This window comes from Mesorhizobium erdmanii USDA 3471 (genome assembly GCF_000472705.1).
Classification (GTDB): Bacteria; Pseudomonadota; Alphaproteobacteria; order Rhizobiales; family Rhizobiaceae; genus Mesorhizobium; species Mesorhizobium erdmanii.
Genome location: NZ_KI421453.1, coordinates 313,576 through 326,216, shown reverse-complemented (window position 1 = coordinate 326,216; position 12,641 = coordinate 313,576). Strand labels below are relative to the sequence as shown.

13 protein-coding genes are annotated in these 12,641 nt (G+C 64.3%); 3 read left to right on the top strand and 10 right to left on the bottom strand.

Annotated elements, in window-relative coordinates:
• Positions 1-12 precede the first annotated feature (12 nt).
• From A3AU_RS0128980 to A3AU_RS0128970, 3 genes are all read right to left on the bottom strand, one after another.
• Positions 13-1,206 (bottom strand): amidohydrolase family protein, encoded by a 1,194-nt coding sequence (locus A3AU_RS0128980; protein ID WP_027056012.1) that lies wholly within the window; start codon positions 1,204-1,206, stop codon positions 13-15.
• A 42-nt stretch (positions 1,207-1,248) separates the two neighbouring features.
• Positions 1,249-1,764 (bottom strand): MarR family winged helix-turn-helix transcriptional regulator, encoded by a 516-nt coding sequence (locus A3AU_RS0128975; RefSeq protein ID WP_245235593.1) that lies wholly within the window; start codon positions 1,762-1,764, stop codon positions 1,249-1,251.
• Positions 1,765-1,843: 79 nt separating this feature from the next.
• A complete protein-coding gene (locus tag A3AU_RS0128970) occupies positions 1,844-2,488 on the bottom strand; it encodes a cysteine hydrolase family protein (RefSeq protein WP_027056010.1) in 645 nt (214 codons plus the stop codon).
• On the opposite strand from A3AU_RS0128970, the gene A3AU_RS1000000139615 reads away from it, so the two are divergent.
• Genes A3AU_RS1000000139615 through A3AU_RS0128960 form a run of 3 tightly spaced genes read left to right on the top strand, consistent with a single transcriptional unit; the run spans position 2,487 to position 4,381 of the window.
• Complete coding sequence (locus A3AU_RS1000000139615) at positions 2,487-2,684, top strand: hypothetical protein (protein ID WP_155765280.1); 198 nt, start codon at positions 2,487-2,489, stop codon at positions 2,682-2,684. The genes A3AU_RS0128970 and A3AU_RS1000000139615 overlap by 2 nt on opposite strands.
• Positions 2,685-2,723: 39 nt before the next feature.
• The gene (locus A3AU_RS0128965; RefSeq protein WP_027056009.1) at positions 2,724-3,578 is read left to right on the top strand and encodes an NAD-dependent epimerase/dehydratase family protein; all 855 of its coding nucleotides are present in this window, start codon (positions 2,724-2,726) and stop codon (positions 3,576-3,578) included.
• Complete coding sequence (locus A3AU_RS0128960) at positions 3,575-4,381, top strand: SDR family NAD(P)-dependent oxidoreductase (RefSeq protein WP_027056008.1); 807 nt, start codon at positions 3,575-3,577, stop codon at positions 4,379-4,381. Before A3AU_RS0128965 ends, A3AU_RS0128960 begins: the two co-directional genes overlap by 4 nt.
• A 91-nt stretch (positions 4,382-4,472) precedes the next feature.
• Here the strand turns inward: A3AU_RS0128960 and A3AU_RS0128955 are convergent, their stop codons facing one another.
• The 7 genes from A3AU_RS0128955 to A3AU_RS0128925 form a co-directional block, all read right to left on the bottom strand.
• Positions 4,473-5,543, bottom strand: coding sequence for a Gfo/Idh/MocA family protein (locus A3AU_RS0128955; RefSeq protein WP_027056007.1), 1,071 nt, complete (start codon positions 5,541-5,543; stop codon positions 4,473-4,475).
• A gap of 1 nt (position 5,544) precedes the next feature.
• Entirely contained in the window at positions 5,545-6,438 is an 894-nt protein-coding gene (locus tag A3AU_RS0128950; protein ID WP_027056006.1) for a carbohydrate ABC transporter permease, read from the bottom strand.
• Entirely contained in the window at positions 6,438-7,295 is an 858-nt protein-coding gene (locus A3AU_RS0128945) for a carbohydrate ABC transporter permease (protein WP_245235592.1), read from the bottom strand. The genes A3AU_RS0128950 and A3AU_RS0128945 overlap by 1 nt, the downstream gene beginning before the upstream one ends.
• Positions 7,296-7,366: 71 nt before the next feature.
• The gene (locus A3AU_RS0128940) at positions 7,367-8,305 is read right to left on the bottom strand and encodes a sugar phosphate isomerase/epimerase family protein (protein WP_027056004.1); all 939 of its coding nucleotides are present in this window, start codon (positions 8,303-8,305) and stop codon (positions 7,367-7,369) included.
• Between the two features lie 94 nt (positions 8,306-8,399).
• Positions 8,400-9,752 (bottom strand): ABC transporter substrate-binding protein, encoded by a 1,353-nt coding sequence (locus A3AU_RS0128935; protein ID WP_027056003.1) that lies wholly within the window; start codon positions 9,750-9,752, stop codon positions 8,400-8,402.
• Between the two features lie 272 nt (positions 9,753-10,024).
• Positions 10,025-11,308, bottom strand: a complete 1,284-nt coding sequence (locus tag A3AU_RS0128930) for an NAD(P)/FAD-dependent oxidoreductase (protein WP_027056002.1) — start codon at positions 11,306-11,308, stop codon at positions 10,025-10,027.
• 130 nt (positions 11,309-11,438) lie between these two features.
• Positions 11,439-12,542: a histidinol-phosphate transaminase gene (locus A3AU_RS0128925; protein ID WP_027056001.1), complete on the bottom strand. Its 1,104-nt coding sequence runs from the start codon at positions 12,540-12,542 to the stop codon at positions 11,439-11,441.
• Positions 12,543-12,641: the final 99 nt, after the last annotated feature.

Genomic DNA, 12,641 nt, shown 5'->3' with positions numbered 1-12,641 from the left:
CAGCCTTGATCTCTACGCCGCCTTGACTTCCGGCACCCGCATCGCCGGCGGCGTGTTGCGGCTTCGGCCGGTCCGCACCTCGCCGTCGATGACGACCATGCCGATGCCCGGCAGATTGCCGAGCGCCACGCTGTCGAGCAGCCCGTCACCGGCGCCGCCGATCGCCTGATCGATGAAGATCAGGTCGGCGGCACGGCCAACTTCGATGATGCCGCGGTCAGCCAGCCCACGCACGCGCGCCGTGTTGCCGCTGGCGAGACAGAACGCCACTTCCGGCGCGATGCCGCCCAGCGACGCCAGCATGGTCAGGGTCCGCAGGATGCCGAGCGGCTGAACGCCGGATCCGGCCGGGCTGTCGGTGCCGAGGATGACGCGCGAAAGTTCGCCGCGCTGCCTGGCTAGGTCGAGCACGAACAGGCCGGTGCGCAGATTGCCGTTGTGAACGATTTCCAGCGCGCGCGAGCCGCTTTCGCAGATCCGCCGGATTTCGGCCTCGGGCAGCGCCGTCGGTCCGCCATTGACGTGGGCGACGATGTCGGCGTCGACCTCCAGCACGACATCGGCGCCGATGCGGCCGGAGCCGGGCAGGGAAGGGCCGCCGGTATGGGTCATCGAGGTCATGCCGTATTTGCGTGCCCAGGCGATCATCTGGCGGCCGGTCGGACCATCCTTGACACCGCCAAGCCCGACCTCGCCGACAAGCGTCACGCCGGCTTCGGCGAGGTACCGGAAATCTTCCTCGACCAGGCCGTGTTCCAGGATGGGGGCGCCGGCCAGGATCTTCATGCCGTTGGGGCGGAAGTTGGAAAAGGTCCGCTGCGCCGCGATCGCCAGCGCCTTCAGCCCGATCAGGTCGCGCGGGCGGCCAGGCGTGTGGACCTCTCCCGCCGAAATGATTGAAGTGACGCCGCCATGCACGGTGGAATCCATCCAGCCGATCTGGTTTTGCCGCGGCGTCCAGTCGCCGGCCACCGGATGGACATGGTTGTCGATAAGACCCGGCGCCACCGCGCAGCCCATCGCATCGATGATCGTCGTCGCATTGCCGCTGTCGACGGCGCCGGCCTTGCCAATGGATGATATGCGCCCGTCGGTAACGGTGATGGTGTCGGCATCGAGGATCGGCTGGCCGAGGTCACCGCTCAGCAGCAGGCCGATATTGCGGACGACGAGCGAGTTGGCAGACGACTTGGGGTCGGACGACATCGGATCTCACTTCTACTGGTATGGGAAAGGTCTGGACGCGACTTACTTGCCGCCGTCGCCATTCGATGGATCGTCGTCATTGATGCGCTTGAGCAGGCGAAGCAGCGTTGCCTGCTCGGCGGGTGAAAGCGGCGACAGGAAACGGCGTCCGACCTCGACGCTGCGTGCGAGCCGCTCGAGCGTGTATTCGGTTCCTTTCTCGGTCAGCGCGATCATCGACAGGCGCTGGTCGGTGTCGGAAGCGCTGCGTGTGATCAGATCGTGTTTGAGCAATTTGCGCATGACGATGCTGATGGTCGATGGGTCCATCGCCGTCAGCCGGCCGAGATGGTTCTGCGAGACCTCGCCATGTTTGAGGATGGTGGCAAGGGCCGCGAACTGGGTCGGCGAAAGGTCTTCGCCAGCCATGACCTGCTGGAAACGCAGCGTCGCGCGCTGATGCGCCTTGCGGATGACGTGGGCCGGGTGCTCGTCCAAAGCGTAGCCGGTCTCGGCGTATCGCTCCAGCACCTGCTCGCGAGTCAGGGGTTCCACCTTGCCGCCTTGCCGCTTCGGCATCGCGCTTTTCTCGGATCTTTTTTCGGTCGTCAAACCGGACTCCTGTTGCCTGTCTCGGATGCCGCTGGCTCTGGATCGTTCAAGCCGCGACTTCGGTCGGTTGCAGCGACGTCCCATCGCGCAGCGCCGCGACGACATCAGCCGAATCGCTGACCACGCCGAAATGCGTCGCTATATCGTAGAGCGAGCTTTCCTGCTCGCGCGGTCCCGTCGCCGCGCAGCAGTCGCTCGGTACCACCACTTCATAGCCCTGGAAGAAGGCGTCGTGGACGGTCGATCGCACGCAGATGTTGGTGACCACGCCGAAGATGACCAGTTGGTCGATCTGCATGTCCTTGAGCGTCAAATCGAGGTCGGTCTGAAAGAAGGCCGAGTAGCGCCGCTTGATGACATGGATCTCGTCGTCGCGGGCGCCGAGATCCTCGATGATTTCGGGTCCCCAGCTGCCCTCCACGCAATGCGGTGTGCGCTTGACCCATTCGCGCTCGCGGCGCATGCCCGGCCTGTGCGCGTCGTGAACCCAGATCACCGGCACGCCGCTCGCGCGCGCCGCCTCGATGACGGCCAGTTGCGGGCCGACCAGCGTCTCGTATCCGGGCAGGACCATCGCCCCGCCCGGTTTGCAGAACTCGTTCACCATGTCGATGACGATAATGGCCGCGCGTTGCGGATCAAGGTGCACCGCGTCGTCGTGCCGATGTGAGGAAAAAACATCCACGGCCATGGCGGACTCCTTTGGTCGATCGTTGATGCTCATACAAAAAACCCTGGCGGATGCCAAGTCAATCCCGTTCGACGCAAAGCTCTGGCCACCAGCCTTGCGTACGCCGCTCGCACGAGCGTATGCGCTATTTGTCCAGCGCGAAATGGCCTTGACAAGGAATGGCAACCATGTGCTCGATTTGTATGACCATCAATGATATTCAAGCCGCCGGGCTTGCCGTGCCGAGGGCCATGATATGAGGACGATCGTCACCGGTGCCAGTGGCCTGCTAGGCCGCCATGTGGCGGAGGCCTTGCTTGCCGCCGGCCATGATGTGCTGGGCATCGATACCGTGGCGCCGCTAGGGGGTGCATGGCCGCACGCCACCGCCGACCTGGCGGATCTGGGATCGACCCTGCAGCTGGTGCGCGATTGCGATGCCGTCGTGCATGTCGCGGCGATTCCGCGCCCGACCGGGCGGGCCGGCGGCGAGGTGTTCAGGACCAATGTCGCCACCGCCTACAATGTCGTCGAGGCCGCCGCCATGGCCGGCATCAAGCGCTTCGTTTATGCCTCGTCCTTCAGCGTCTTCGGCTACCCGTTCTTCGAGAAGGCTGTCGTTCCGCCCTATCTGCCGGTCGACATGAACCACCCAGTCGGCGCGCAGGATCCGTACGGCCTGTCCAAATGGCTGGGCGAGGAAATCGTCGACGCGGCGGTGCGCCGCGGCGCCTTTTCGGCGGTCAGCATCCGCATGCCATGGATCCAGACCCCGCAAACCTTCTTTGCCGGCGTCGGTCCGCGCCGCGCCACCGCCGACAGTGCCCGCGACCTATGGGCCTATCTCGACGCGCGCGATGCCGGGCAAGGTTTCCTGCGGGCGCTCGAATGGCGAGGCGAGGGCCATCTGCGCGTCCTGCTCAGCGCCGCCGACACTTTCATGGAGGAGGAGACCGAAGCGCTCATGCGTCGGGTCTATCCAGGCGTCGCCCTGTCGCGGCCGATCGCCGGTTTCGGCTCCGTGCTCGATACGGCCCATGCGCGCGAAACCATCGGCTTCGCGCCGGAGCATTCATGGCGTGCCTATCAAAAACCGGAGACCGAGGGATGAAAAGGTTCGACCAGAAGAGGGTCCTTGTCACCGGTGGCGCTGGCGCCATTGGCGGTGCCGCCGTCCGGCGTTTCCTCGACGAAGGTGCCAAGGTGGCGATCGTCGACCGCGATGGCGTGGCCGCGCGGGAATTGGCTCGCTCGCTCGGCGAGGACGCCATCGCCATTGAAGCCGACGTCACCGACGAAGGCCAGGTGCGAGGCGCCGTCGAAGGGGCGCTCGCGAAGCTCGGCGGGCTCGATGTGGTGTTCAACAATGCCGGCATTTCGGGTGCGGTCGCCCCGGTTCATGAATTGCCGGTCGCGGACTGGGACACCATAATCCGCATCAATCTGCGCGGCATCTTCCTCGTCCTGCAGGCGTCGCTTCGGGCGATGATCAAGGCCGGGGCCGGTGGCTCGATCGTCAATATGGGATCGTCCATGGCCGGTTGGGACGTGCTTGCCGGCGGCGCCGGCTATGTCGCGTCGAAGCATGGCGTGGTCGGGCTGACGCGGGTCGCCGCACTCGATGCCGCGCCCTACGGCATACGGGTCAACGCCATCTGCCCCGGCGTGATCGAGACGACGCTCGGCGTACCGGCTTCCGGCGACGGCGATTTCAAGAGCAGCGTCCAGCACTTCGCCGACCGGATCCCGTTGCGCCGCATCGGCCAGCCGGACGATGTCGCGGCCGCCGTTGCCTTTCTCGCCTCCGACGAGGCGAGGCACGTCACCGGCGTCGACTGGCTGATCGACGGCGGCCAGACCTTGCAGAGCTGGGCCAACGCGCCGGCCGGCAACGCGTTTCCGAAATTTCGCTAGAGCAATTCCAGGAAAAGTGTGGAACGGTTTTCCGTCTGGAATTGCGTCAAACAGAAGATCTAGACCTCGATCTCTCGTCCTGGCTTGCGTCTCAAAGTCGCTTCGGCGGCATTGCCTGGATGATCCGGACCGCAAGGTCGAGATCGGCGAGGCCGCCTGAAAGCGGCGTGCGCGGTGTTGCCCCGGCCAGGATGCAGTCAGCGAAATGCTGCCATTCGCGGCGGAACGAGGTGTCGGAGATTCCCGGTATGACGCGCTCGGAGGCGGCTTCGCCCACCGCCTCGCGCAGGCGCACGATTGCTGAGGCGTTGCGGAAATAGGGGTTCTGGAATTCGATTCGCACCTCGTCGCGCTCGCCATGCACGTGGATCCACTCGTCCCACCATTCATACTGGGCGAGCGCCATGTCGAAGAGGCAAGGAACGCCGCCATAGTCGAGCACGGCCAGCAACTGGTTGGGACCGGTCTGCTGCGCATGGACGATGCGGTCCGGCGTGCCGAAGGCGCCACGCATGACCGCAAGGTCATGGCTGCTGAGACCGAGCAGCAGGAGATAGAGGTCGCGATAGCCGGCATGATCGCCTCCGAGTGCCGCCTCGACGCGCCGGGCGACCGCTTCGCGTCCCGCCGCAAGCATCTCGGCCGGCACGTCGGCGATGCGGGTCTGCGTGTAGAGCTTGCCGTAGCGGTCGAAGCGGCCGGCGAAATCATGGACATGGATCGACTTCGGCCGGCCGATCGCGGCAATGCGTTCCAGCCCGGTCTCGTAGCCGGGATCGTAGAATTTCATGTAGCCGACAAGGGCGACGAGGCCGCTCCGCTCCGCCTGTTCGACCAGAGGCCGTGCCTCTTCGGGCGTAAACGACAGCGGCTTCTCGACGATCAGGTGCTTGCCGGCACGGATCGCGTCGGCGACCATTTCGCCATGATCGTAGGTGCAGATCACCACCGCATCGACATCAGGATCGGCGAGCAGCGCGCGATGATCCGTATAGCGGGCCGCGACACCGTATTGCTCGCCGACCGCGTCGACGGTGCCAGGCGAGATGTCACACAGGGCGGCGATGCGAAACGCCGGCAATTCCATGAGATACGGCAAATGCATCAGCTGGGCGATCTCCCCGCAGCCGATGACGCCAACGCCAATAATGCGATCCTGCATGTCAACCCTTCACCGCGCCGGCTGTCAGGCCGGCGATGAACTGCCGTTGCATGGCGAGGAAGACGACGATCACCGGCAGTGTCGTGATCGTCAACGCGGCGAAATAGAGGGTCCAGAGCGAATCGTATTGCTGGAAGAAGGAGACCAGCCCGAGCGGGATGGTTTGCACCGACGGGTCGCGCAGCAGCAGGAAGGCGAGGAAGAAATCGTTCCAGATCTCGATGAAGCCGAAGATCAGGATCAGCGCGACGCCCGGCCGCACCAGCGGCAGCATGATGTGGATCAGGATCTCGAGCCGGCTCGCCCCGTCGACGCGCGCGGCATCCTCGAGATCGGCCGGCAGCGTGACGAAGAAGCTGCGCAGGATGAAGACCGACAGCGGCAGCGACGTAGCCGCATAGACGAAGGCGACGCCGAGCCGGTTGTTGATCAGGCCAAGGTCGCGCGCCACCATGAACAGCGGGATCGCCATCACCTGCGGCGGCACCAGCATGGCCGCCACCGCCACTGCCAGCACCAGGCCGCGTCCGGGAAACCGCAGCCGCGCCAGCGCATAGGCGCAGGGCGTTGCCACGACGACAAGGATGACCAAGGCCGAACCGGTGACCAGCACGCTGCTGACGATGCGCGATCCCATGCCGGCGATGCGCCAGGCATCGGCATAGTTCTGCAACACCAAGCTCGACGGCGGGCCCCAGATGTTGCTCAGCATCTCCTCCTTGGTCTTGAGCGAACCGAACAGCACCCAAAGCAGGGGATAAAGTGTCTCGATGAGCACGAGAGCTAGCGCCGCGTAGATGCCCGCGACTTCGAGCAGCCCGCGTGCGCCGAGGCGCCGGGGGCGGCGGGCCGCGCCGGCATCATGGGAAAGCACAGGCTCGGCTGCTCCGCTCATCAGACATCCAGCCTTTGCCGCCGCATCAAGGCGAGCAGGCCGACGCTGGCCAGCCCGACGATCAGGAACAGCACATAGCCGATCGCCGCGGCATAGCTCATGGCGCCCTCCTGGAAGGCCTTGCTCATCATGTAGGTGAGCACGACTTCGGTGGCATGGTTGGGGCCGCCCTTGGTCAGCACATAGACGATGTCGAAGTTGCGCACGAAGGCGCCGGACAGACCGAGAATGGTGTTGATGAAGATGATCGGCATCATCATCGGCACGGTGATGTGCCGGAAGCGCTGCAGCGGGCCGGCGCCGTCCATCTTGGCGGATTCATAGAGTTCCGAAGGGATCGTCTGCAGTCCCGCGAGATAGATGACGGCATGGAAGCCCAGCCATTTCCAGACGTCGACGACGATGATCGAGTAGAGCGCGATGTCGGCGTCGCCGAGCCATGACCGTTTCAACCCGCCGAGGCCGAACAGATCGAGCGCGCCGTTGAGCAGGCCGAAGACCGGATTGTAGATCCAGGACCAGAGCAGCCCGACGGCGACGAAGGACATCGTCACCGGAACGAAGGCGGCGGCACGAAAGAAAGCGCGGCCGACCAGCGCCCGGTCAAGCAGCAGCGCCAGCCCGAGGCCGAGCACGTTCTTGAGGAGGACGACGGCGACGACGAAGATCAGATTGTTGCGCAGCGCGCCAAGGAAGATGCGGTCGTGCAAGAGGCGCTGGTAGTTGGAAAGGCCCGCCCAGGTCGGGTCGGAAAACCCGTCCCAATTGTGCAGGCTGAGCCAGAAGCCATTGACGAAGGGCCAGAGGTAGAAAAGGCAAAACAGGATCGCGGCGGGCAGGATCATCAAGAAGGCCACCGCTCCGTCCCCGGCAAGAAAGCGCCAAGGGTCGGAACGGCCAGAAGCAGCGGCCTTTTGCGATCGCGTGGTCATGCGGCCTTGGCGTTTGGTGGCGTCAGCACCAGTCCGAGCGTGTCCCTGACATAGGCGATGCTTTCCAGCGTGCTTTGTTCCGCCGTCTTCTTCGACGCGTCCAACTCGATGATGGCGAGACCGTCGTAATCTGCCTCCAGCAGCACGTCGACGATGCCGGCAAGATCGACGACGCCGGCGCCGAGTTCGCAGAACGCACCGTAGCGGTCATAGCCCTTCAAGCCAGGGTCCACCCTGGTGTCCTTGAAATGCATGTAACGCACGGCCGACATGTAGGTCCGGACCGCGTCGACCGGATCGGAGTTGGTGTGGGCAAGATGCGCCGGGTCGATGCAGAGGCCGGCGAGATCGGTATCGAGCTCATCCATCATGCGGTCGAGCTGGTCGCGGCGCTCGATGAAAGTGTCGAGATGCGGGTGATAGACGGTCTCGATGCCGAGGTCCTTTGTCCGCCGGCCGATGTCCTCCAGGGCCCGGCAAAAGGCGCGGTAGTCGTCGGCGGTGTGGGCACCGGCAATCGCTTCCGAGGGACCGCCGCCGAGAACCAGCACAGGCGACCCAAAACCCTTCAGCATCCTGGTCAGCGCCACCAGCACGTCGCGTTCGTAGGCCCAGGCGACGGGGTTGGTGAAGATCGCATTGACGTAGAACGAGGAGAGCTTGATGCCATGCTCGCTCTGGCCTTCAGAAAGCAGTGCGTAGCGCCGCAGGATGTCGGTGTCGGTGGTGACCCCCATCGGCGGCTGGTTGCCCAGCTGCATGTATTTGCGGGCATACTGGTCCGACAGGCTGGTGAAGGCGAGGATCTCGAACCAGCCGAAACCCTGCTCGGCGAGGAACTTGATGGCTGGCCTCAGCGGCAGGCCAGTCAGATCCCAGCTGTTCAGATGATAGCCGATCGAGAAGCGCTGTCGTTCGGCACGCGTTTGCGTCATGGGATCTCTCCGGTTGATGAGGCGGCCCGAAACGGGCTGCCTCTGTTTGTCATGCCGCGCGGCTCAGCCTGGCAGGATGCGCGCCGGGAAGCGCTTACTTCGGCGGCCAGTTGCCCTGCGCCTTGAGGTCGTCGAAGGTGGTCTGGATCGAGGCCGCCGCATCCTCGGGCGTCGTCGTGCCGCCGACGATGCCGGCGATGGCCGAAGCCGTGGCCGTAGCGACCTCCGATGGCCAGATCCAGTCGAGGAACTTGATCGTGCTCGGGAAGGCCTGCTTGCGCAGCTCGACGGCATAAGCATCCTCGACCTGCGGCACGCCCTTGATCGAGGCAGCGATCGGCTGCTCCGGGGCAAGGTAGAGCGTCGCCACCTCCGGCCGGGTCAGGTATTCGATGAACTTGACCGCCGCATCGAGCTTTTCGGGCGGGATCGACGAGGCGACGCACATGCCGTTGTCGGCGCCGCCGCCATGGCCCGGCGCGCCCGGCGTTCCGTCCATCTTCGGAAAGGCGAAGACGCCCCATTTGAACGCCGTGACGCTGGTCTGCAGCGAGGGGATTTCCCAGGTGCCGCCATAGTACATCGCGCTCTTGCCGGCGGCGAAAGCTGCCCGCATGCCGTCCTGGTCGACCGAAAGCGAGTCCTTGGACAGGATGCCGTCGTCGACCCATTGCTTGATCAGCTTGAAGCCTTCGACATCGGGCGCGTCGGTGAACTTCGCCGTGCCTTCGAGGTTCTTCTGGGTCTTGCCGATGGCGTCGCCCGAGGCCTGCGAGAAGGTTTCGAAATACCACATCGGCCACATCACGGTGTTCGAGCCCTGATGCAGGAGCGGGATCACGCCCGCCGTCTTGAATTTCGGCACGGCCGCCTTGAGGTCGTCATAGGTCGGCGGAACGGGGATGCCGAGTTTCTGGAAGAGGTCGACATTGTAGAAGATCGTCGATGTCGACAGCGTCGAGATCGGCACCCCATAGACCTGGCCGCTGATGGTGAAGGCGCCGAGCGCGGCGGCGTCGATTCGGTCCTGGAAGGGCTTGATCTTGTCGGTGATCGGCATCACCAGCTTGCGCCGGACATAGGCGCCATTGGTGTAGAAGGCTGGGCAGGCGATCAGGTCCATTTCCTGGTTTGCGAGCTTGGCGGTCATCAGCCGCTGGATCGAATCGGTCTGCGGCCCCTGTGCGTCCCACTCGACAGCGGTCACCTCGGGATTGGCCTTGAGGAAGCCGTCAATGACCTGCTGCTGGATTTTCTTCTGCTCGTCCGGCGGCTGGCGCGGCGCGAGCTCGTCGAGGGCCGAGCCGCCGAAAACCTTGAGCGTGATCCCGTCGGCATGGGCGTGGCCGGGTATTGTGATCAGGCTTAGGCTTAGCAGTGCGGCGGCAAGGATGGGGCTGGCGGGGCTTTGTTTGGAACGATGGGTCACTCTCTGCTGAATGGGCATATGGCTCTCCTTTTCGCCAATGCCGAGGGGCAACCTCGGGACCAAGATCGTTGATGGTCATATGATCTTGGTCGCCTGTTATGATTTTTGTCAATCGGCAAGTGTGCCTATAATTTGATCGGTCGCGCGGGAGTTCCACGGATGCCAAAATGGCTTGGCCCGCCTTCGAGTATGCGCGCGTTCGAGTGTGAAAAAGCCGTGCCAGCAAGACCAGAGCCCGCCAGGCCGGGCTTGCGATCTGGCGGGCTGTCAGGCTTGGCGGGCTCCGCGCGTCAGATGCCGAACCGGTCCTTCAGCCGCCCCGAAAGAATCGCGGCCTTCACGCCCAGCGGCCAGAAGCGGTGGAACCGGATCGGCTTGAGCGGCGATATCGGCATCGGGAACGGCGACGTGTCTTCGCCTCGCAGCCGCTGCGCCAGGACAACCCCCATCGCCGAGGCCATGGCGACGCCGCGGCCGTTATAGCCAAGGCAGATCAGCACGCCGTCTTCCGGTTCGTGAATGTGCGGAAGATGGTCCTTGGTGATCGCGACGCGGCCGTTCCAGCCATGTGTCCAGCGTGTTCCCGCAAGTGCTGGCCAGAGCCGCAGCGCATAGTCGGTGAGGTAGCGGATGGCGGAAGCATCTCCGATCGGCCTCATCGGTCCTCGGCCGCCCATGAGGAGACGGTTCTGGCAGTCGATGCGGTAGTACACGGTGATGTTGCCCGCTTCGTAGACGACAGGCCTATCGGGGAGGATCGCGGCCGCGACTCCCGGTGCAAGCGGTTCGGTCGCCGCGATGGCACTGAACACGGGGACGAGCGACTGCTCGAGGCCTGGCCACAGGGCTCCTGTATAGCCATTGGTCGCGACAAGGACTTTCTCGGCGCTGACGGAGCCATTGGCGGTTTTGAGCACCCATCGGCCGGCCTCCCTCTTCAGCGAGAGGACTTCACCGCCGCCGAATATCCGCGCGCCGGCGTTTTGAGCGGCGGCCGCCAGGCCAAGGTTGTATTTCAGCGGATGAAGGTCACCGCCGCGACTGTCGAACAAGCCGGCTATGTAGCGGTCGGTTCCGGTTCGCGCCGCCATCGCCTGTGCGTCCAGCATTTTGACCGGCATCCCACGCCGTTCGCATTGCGCGGCGGTGGTCCGCACCGCGGTTTCCGGCTTCGGCCGGATCGCCGCGCGGATGGTGCCGTTCTGCCGCGCTTCGCAGGCGATCGACAGGCGCCTGATCAGACCGAAGGTGAAATCCGGCGCGCCATGGGAGAAATCGATCATCCGTGGCCCGAGCTCGGGGCCGAACATCGCCTCGATCGTGTCGGGGTCGTATTTGAGACCGGGATTGACCTGGCCGCCATTCCTGCCCGACGCGCCCCAGCCCGGCTGCTGGGCCTCGAGCACGGCAACGTCGTCGCCGGCTTCCGCCAGATGCAAGGCGGTGGAAAGGCCGGTGAAGCCGCCACCGACAATGGCGATCCTTGCCCGCTGCGCGCCGGCAAGCGCAGGGTAGTTGCCGGTGCCGCTTGCCGTTTCGCGGTAGAGGCTCCGGGGCGGGATGCTGTCGGACATATGGTTAGGCTCTTCCGGTAACAGGCTGATGGAACGCGTCACCGCGCACCGAGAAGAAACTCCATGCGGAACGGCAGTCCTTCGAATATCGGCCAGGCGCGCCAGGCAATTCAGCATGGCTTCCGGAAAATCACAACAGCTGCGACAGCGCACTCATGAAGTGGTCGTTTTCAAATGGCGAGCCGATGCTGACACGCACATAGTTGTCGAAGCCTTCCTGTTTCCACGGCTTTACGATGACGCCTTCGCGCAGCAGGCCTTCGACGAAGGCGCTGGCGTTTTGCCGGCAGTTGAAGAACAGGAAATTACCACGCGAGGGGGCAACTTCGAGGCCCTTGCTCCGGAGGAAATTCTCGACACGCGCTCTTTCCGCCTTGGCCAGCGCGACGACGTGAGCGAGGTGTTCCTCATCCGTGAGTGCAGCCAGCGCCGCGGCCTGGGCCATGCCGTTGACATTGAAAGGCGTGCGCACCCGATCAAGCAACGCGCGCAATTCCGGATCGCCGACAATGCCGAAGCCGATGCGCAATCCGGCAAGTCCGAACGCTTTGGAAAATGTCCGCAGCGCGATCCACGACCGGTCAGATGTGGCGAGGTGGGGCAGGGACGAGGCATAGTCGTCGCCCTCGGCATATTCGGCGTAGGCTTCATCGACGACGATCAGCGTCTCGTCGCCGACCGCATCCAGAACCCTCGACAGATCTTCGCCGGAGAGCCAACTGCCGACCGGGTTCATCGGATTGGAGAACAGCAGCATGCGGGGCCGCTCGCGCACCGCCGCGATCAAGGCCTCGACATTGATGGTGAGATCTTCGTTGACGGCTACACGTTTGACGTTCGCGCCCATCAGCGTCGCATAATCCTCATGCAGCGGGAACGATGGATAGAGCGTGACGAGGGTATCGCCGGGCCGCAACACGGCGCGGCTGATGACGGAAAGAAGATCCTCCGAGCCGTTACCGAGGATGACCTGGTCCTCGCCGAATTCATACCTGGCGGCGATGGCCTGGCGCAGCGCGCGGGCGGCCGGGTCCGGATAGAGCCGGAACATCTCGGCGCCGGCCTCGATCGTCGTGGCCAGGGTCGGGCTCGGACCAAGCGGGTTTTCATTCGAGCCCAGCTTGGCGATCCTGGCCGGAGCGTATCGCAGCATGACCTCGCCGATGGTCAGCCCGGAATTGTAGGGCGACAGGCGCACGACTTCGGTTCTGACCATATCCGAGGCTTTCGACACGGGACGGGCTCTCCTCTGCGGCTGGCCGACAGGCGCACTGGCGCGGCGGACGAAGTCACAAATAGCCTAGCCGAAATGGTTTGTATATGCTTGTATATG

Excerpts from the sequence above, each read along its gene's own strand:
- A3AU_RS0128980 (WP_027056012.1), bottom strand. The coding sequence starts at position 1,206 with ATGTCGTCCGACCCCAAGTCGTCTGCCAACTCGCTCGTCGTCCGCAAT.
- A3AU_RS0128975 (WP_245235593.1), bottom strand. The coding sequence starts at position 1,764 with ATGCCGAAGCGGCAAGGCGGCAAGGTGGAACCCCTGACTCGCGAGCAG.
- A3AU_RS1000000139615 (WP_155765280.1), top strand. The coding sequence starts at position 2,487 with ATGGCGGACTCCTTTGGTCGATCGTTGATGCTCATACAAAAAACCCTG.
- A3AU_RS0128970 (WP_027056010.1), bottom strand. The coding sequence starts at position 2,488 with ATGGCCGTGGATGTTTTTTCCTCACATCGGCACGACGACGCGGTGCAC.
- A3AU_RS0128965 (WP_027056009.1), top strand. The coding sequence starts at position 2,724 with ATGAGGACGATCGTCACCGGTGCCAGTGGCCTGCTAGGCCGCCATGTG.
- A3AU_RS0128960 (WP_027056008.1), top strand. The coding sequence starts at position 3,575 with ATGAAAAGGTTCGACCAGAAGAGGGTCCTTGTCACCGGTGGCGCTGGC.
- A3AU_RS0128955 (WP_027056007.1), bottom strand. The coding sequence starts at position 5,543 with ATGCAGGATCGCATTATTGGCGTTGGCGTCATCGGCTGCGGGGAGATC.
- A3AU_RS0128950 (WP_027056006.1), bottom strand. The coding sequence starts at position 6,438 with ATGAGCGGAGCAGCCGAGCCTGTGCTTTCCCATGATGCCGGCGCGGCC.
- A3AU_RS0128940 (WP_027056004.1), bottom strand. The coding sequence starts at position 8,305 with ATGACGCAAACGCGTGCCGAACGACAGCGCTTCTCGATCGGCTATCAT.
- A3AU_RS0128935 (WP_027056003.1), bottom strand. The coding sequence starts at position 9,752 with ATGCCCATTCAGCAGAGAGTGACCCATCGTTCCAAACAAAGCCCCGCC.
- A3AU_RS0128930 (WP_027056002.1), bottom strand. The coding sequence starts at position 11,308 with ATGTCCGACAGCATCCCGCCCCGGAGCCTCTACCGCGAAACGGCAAGC.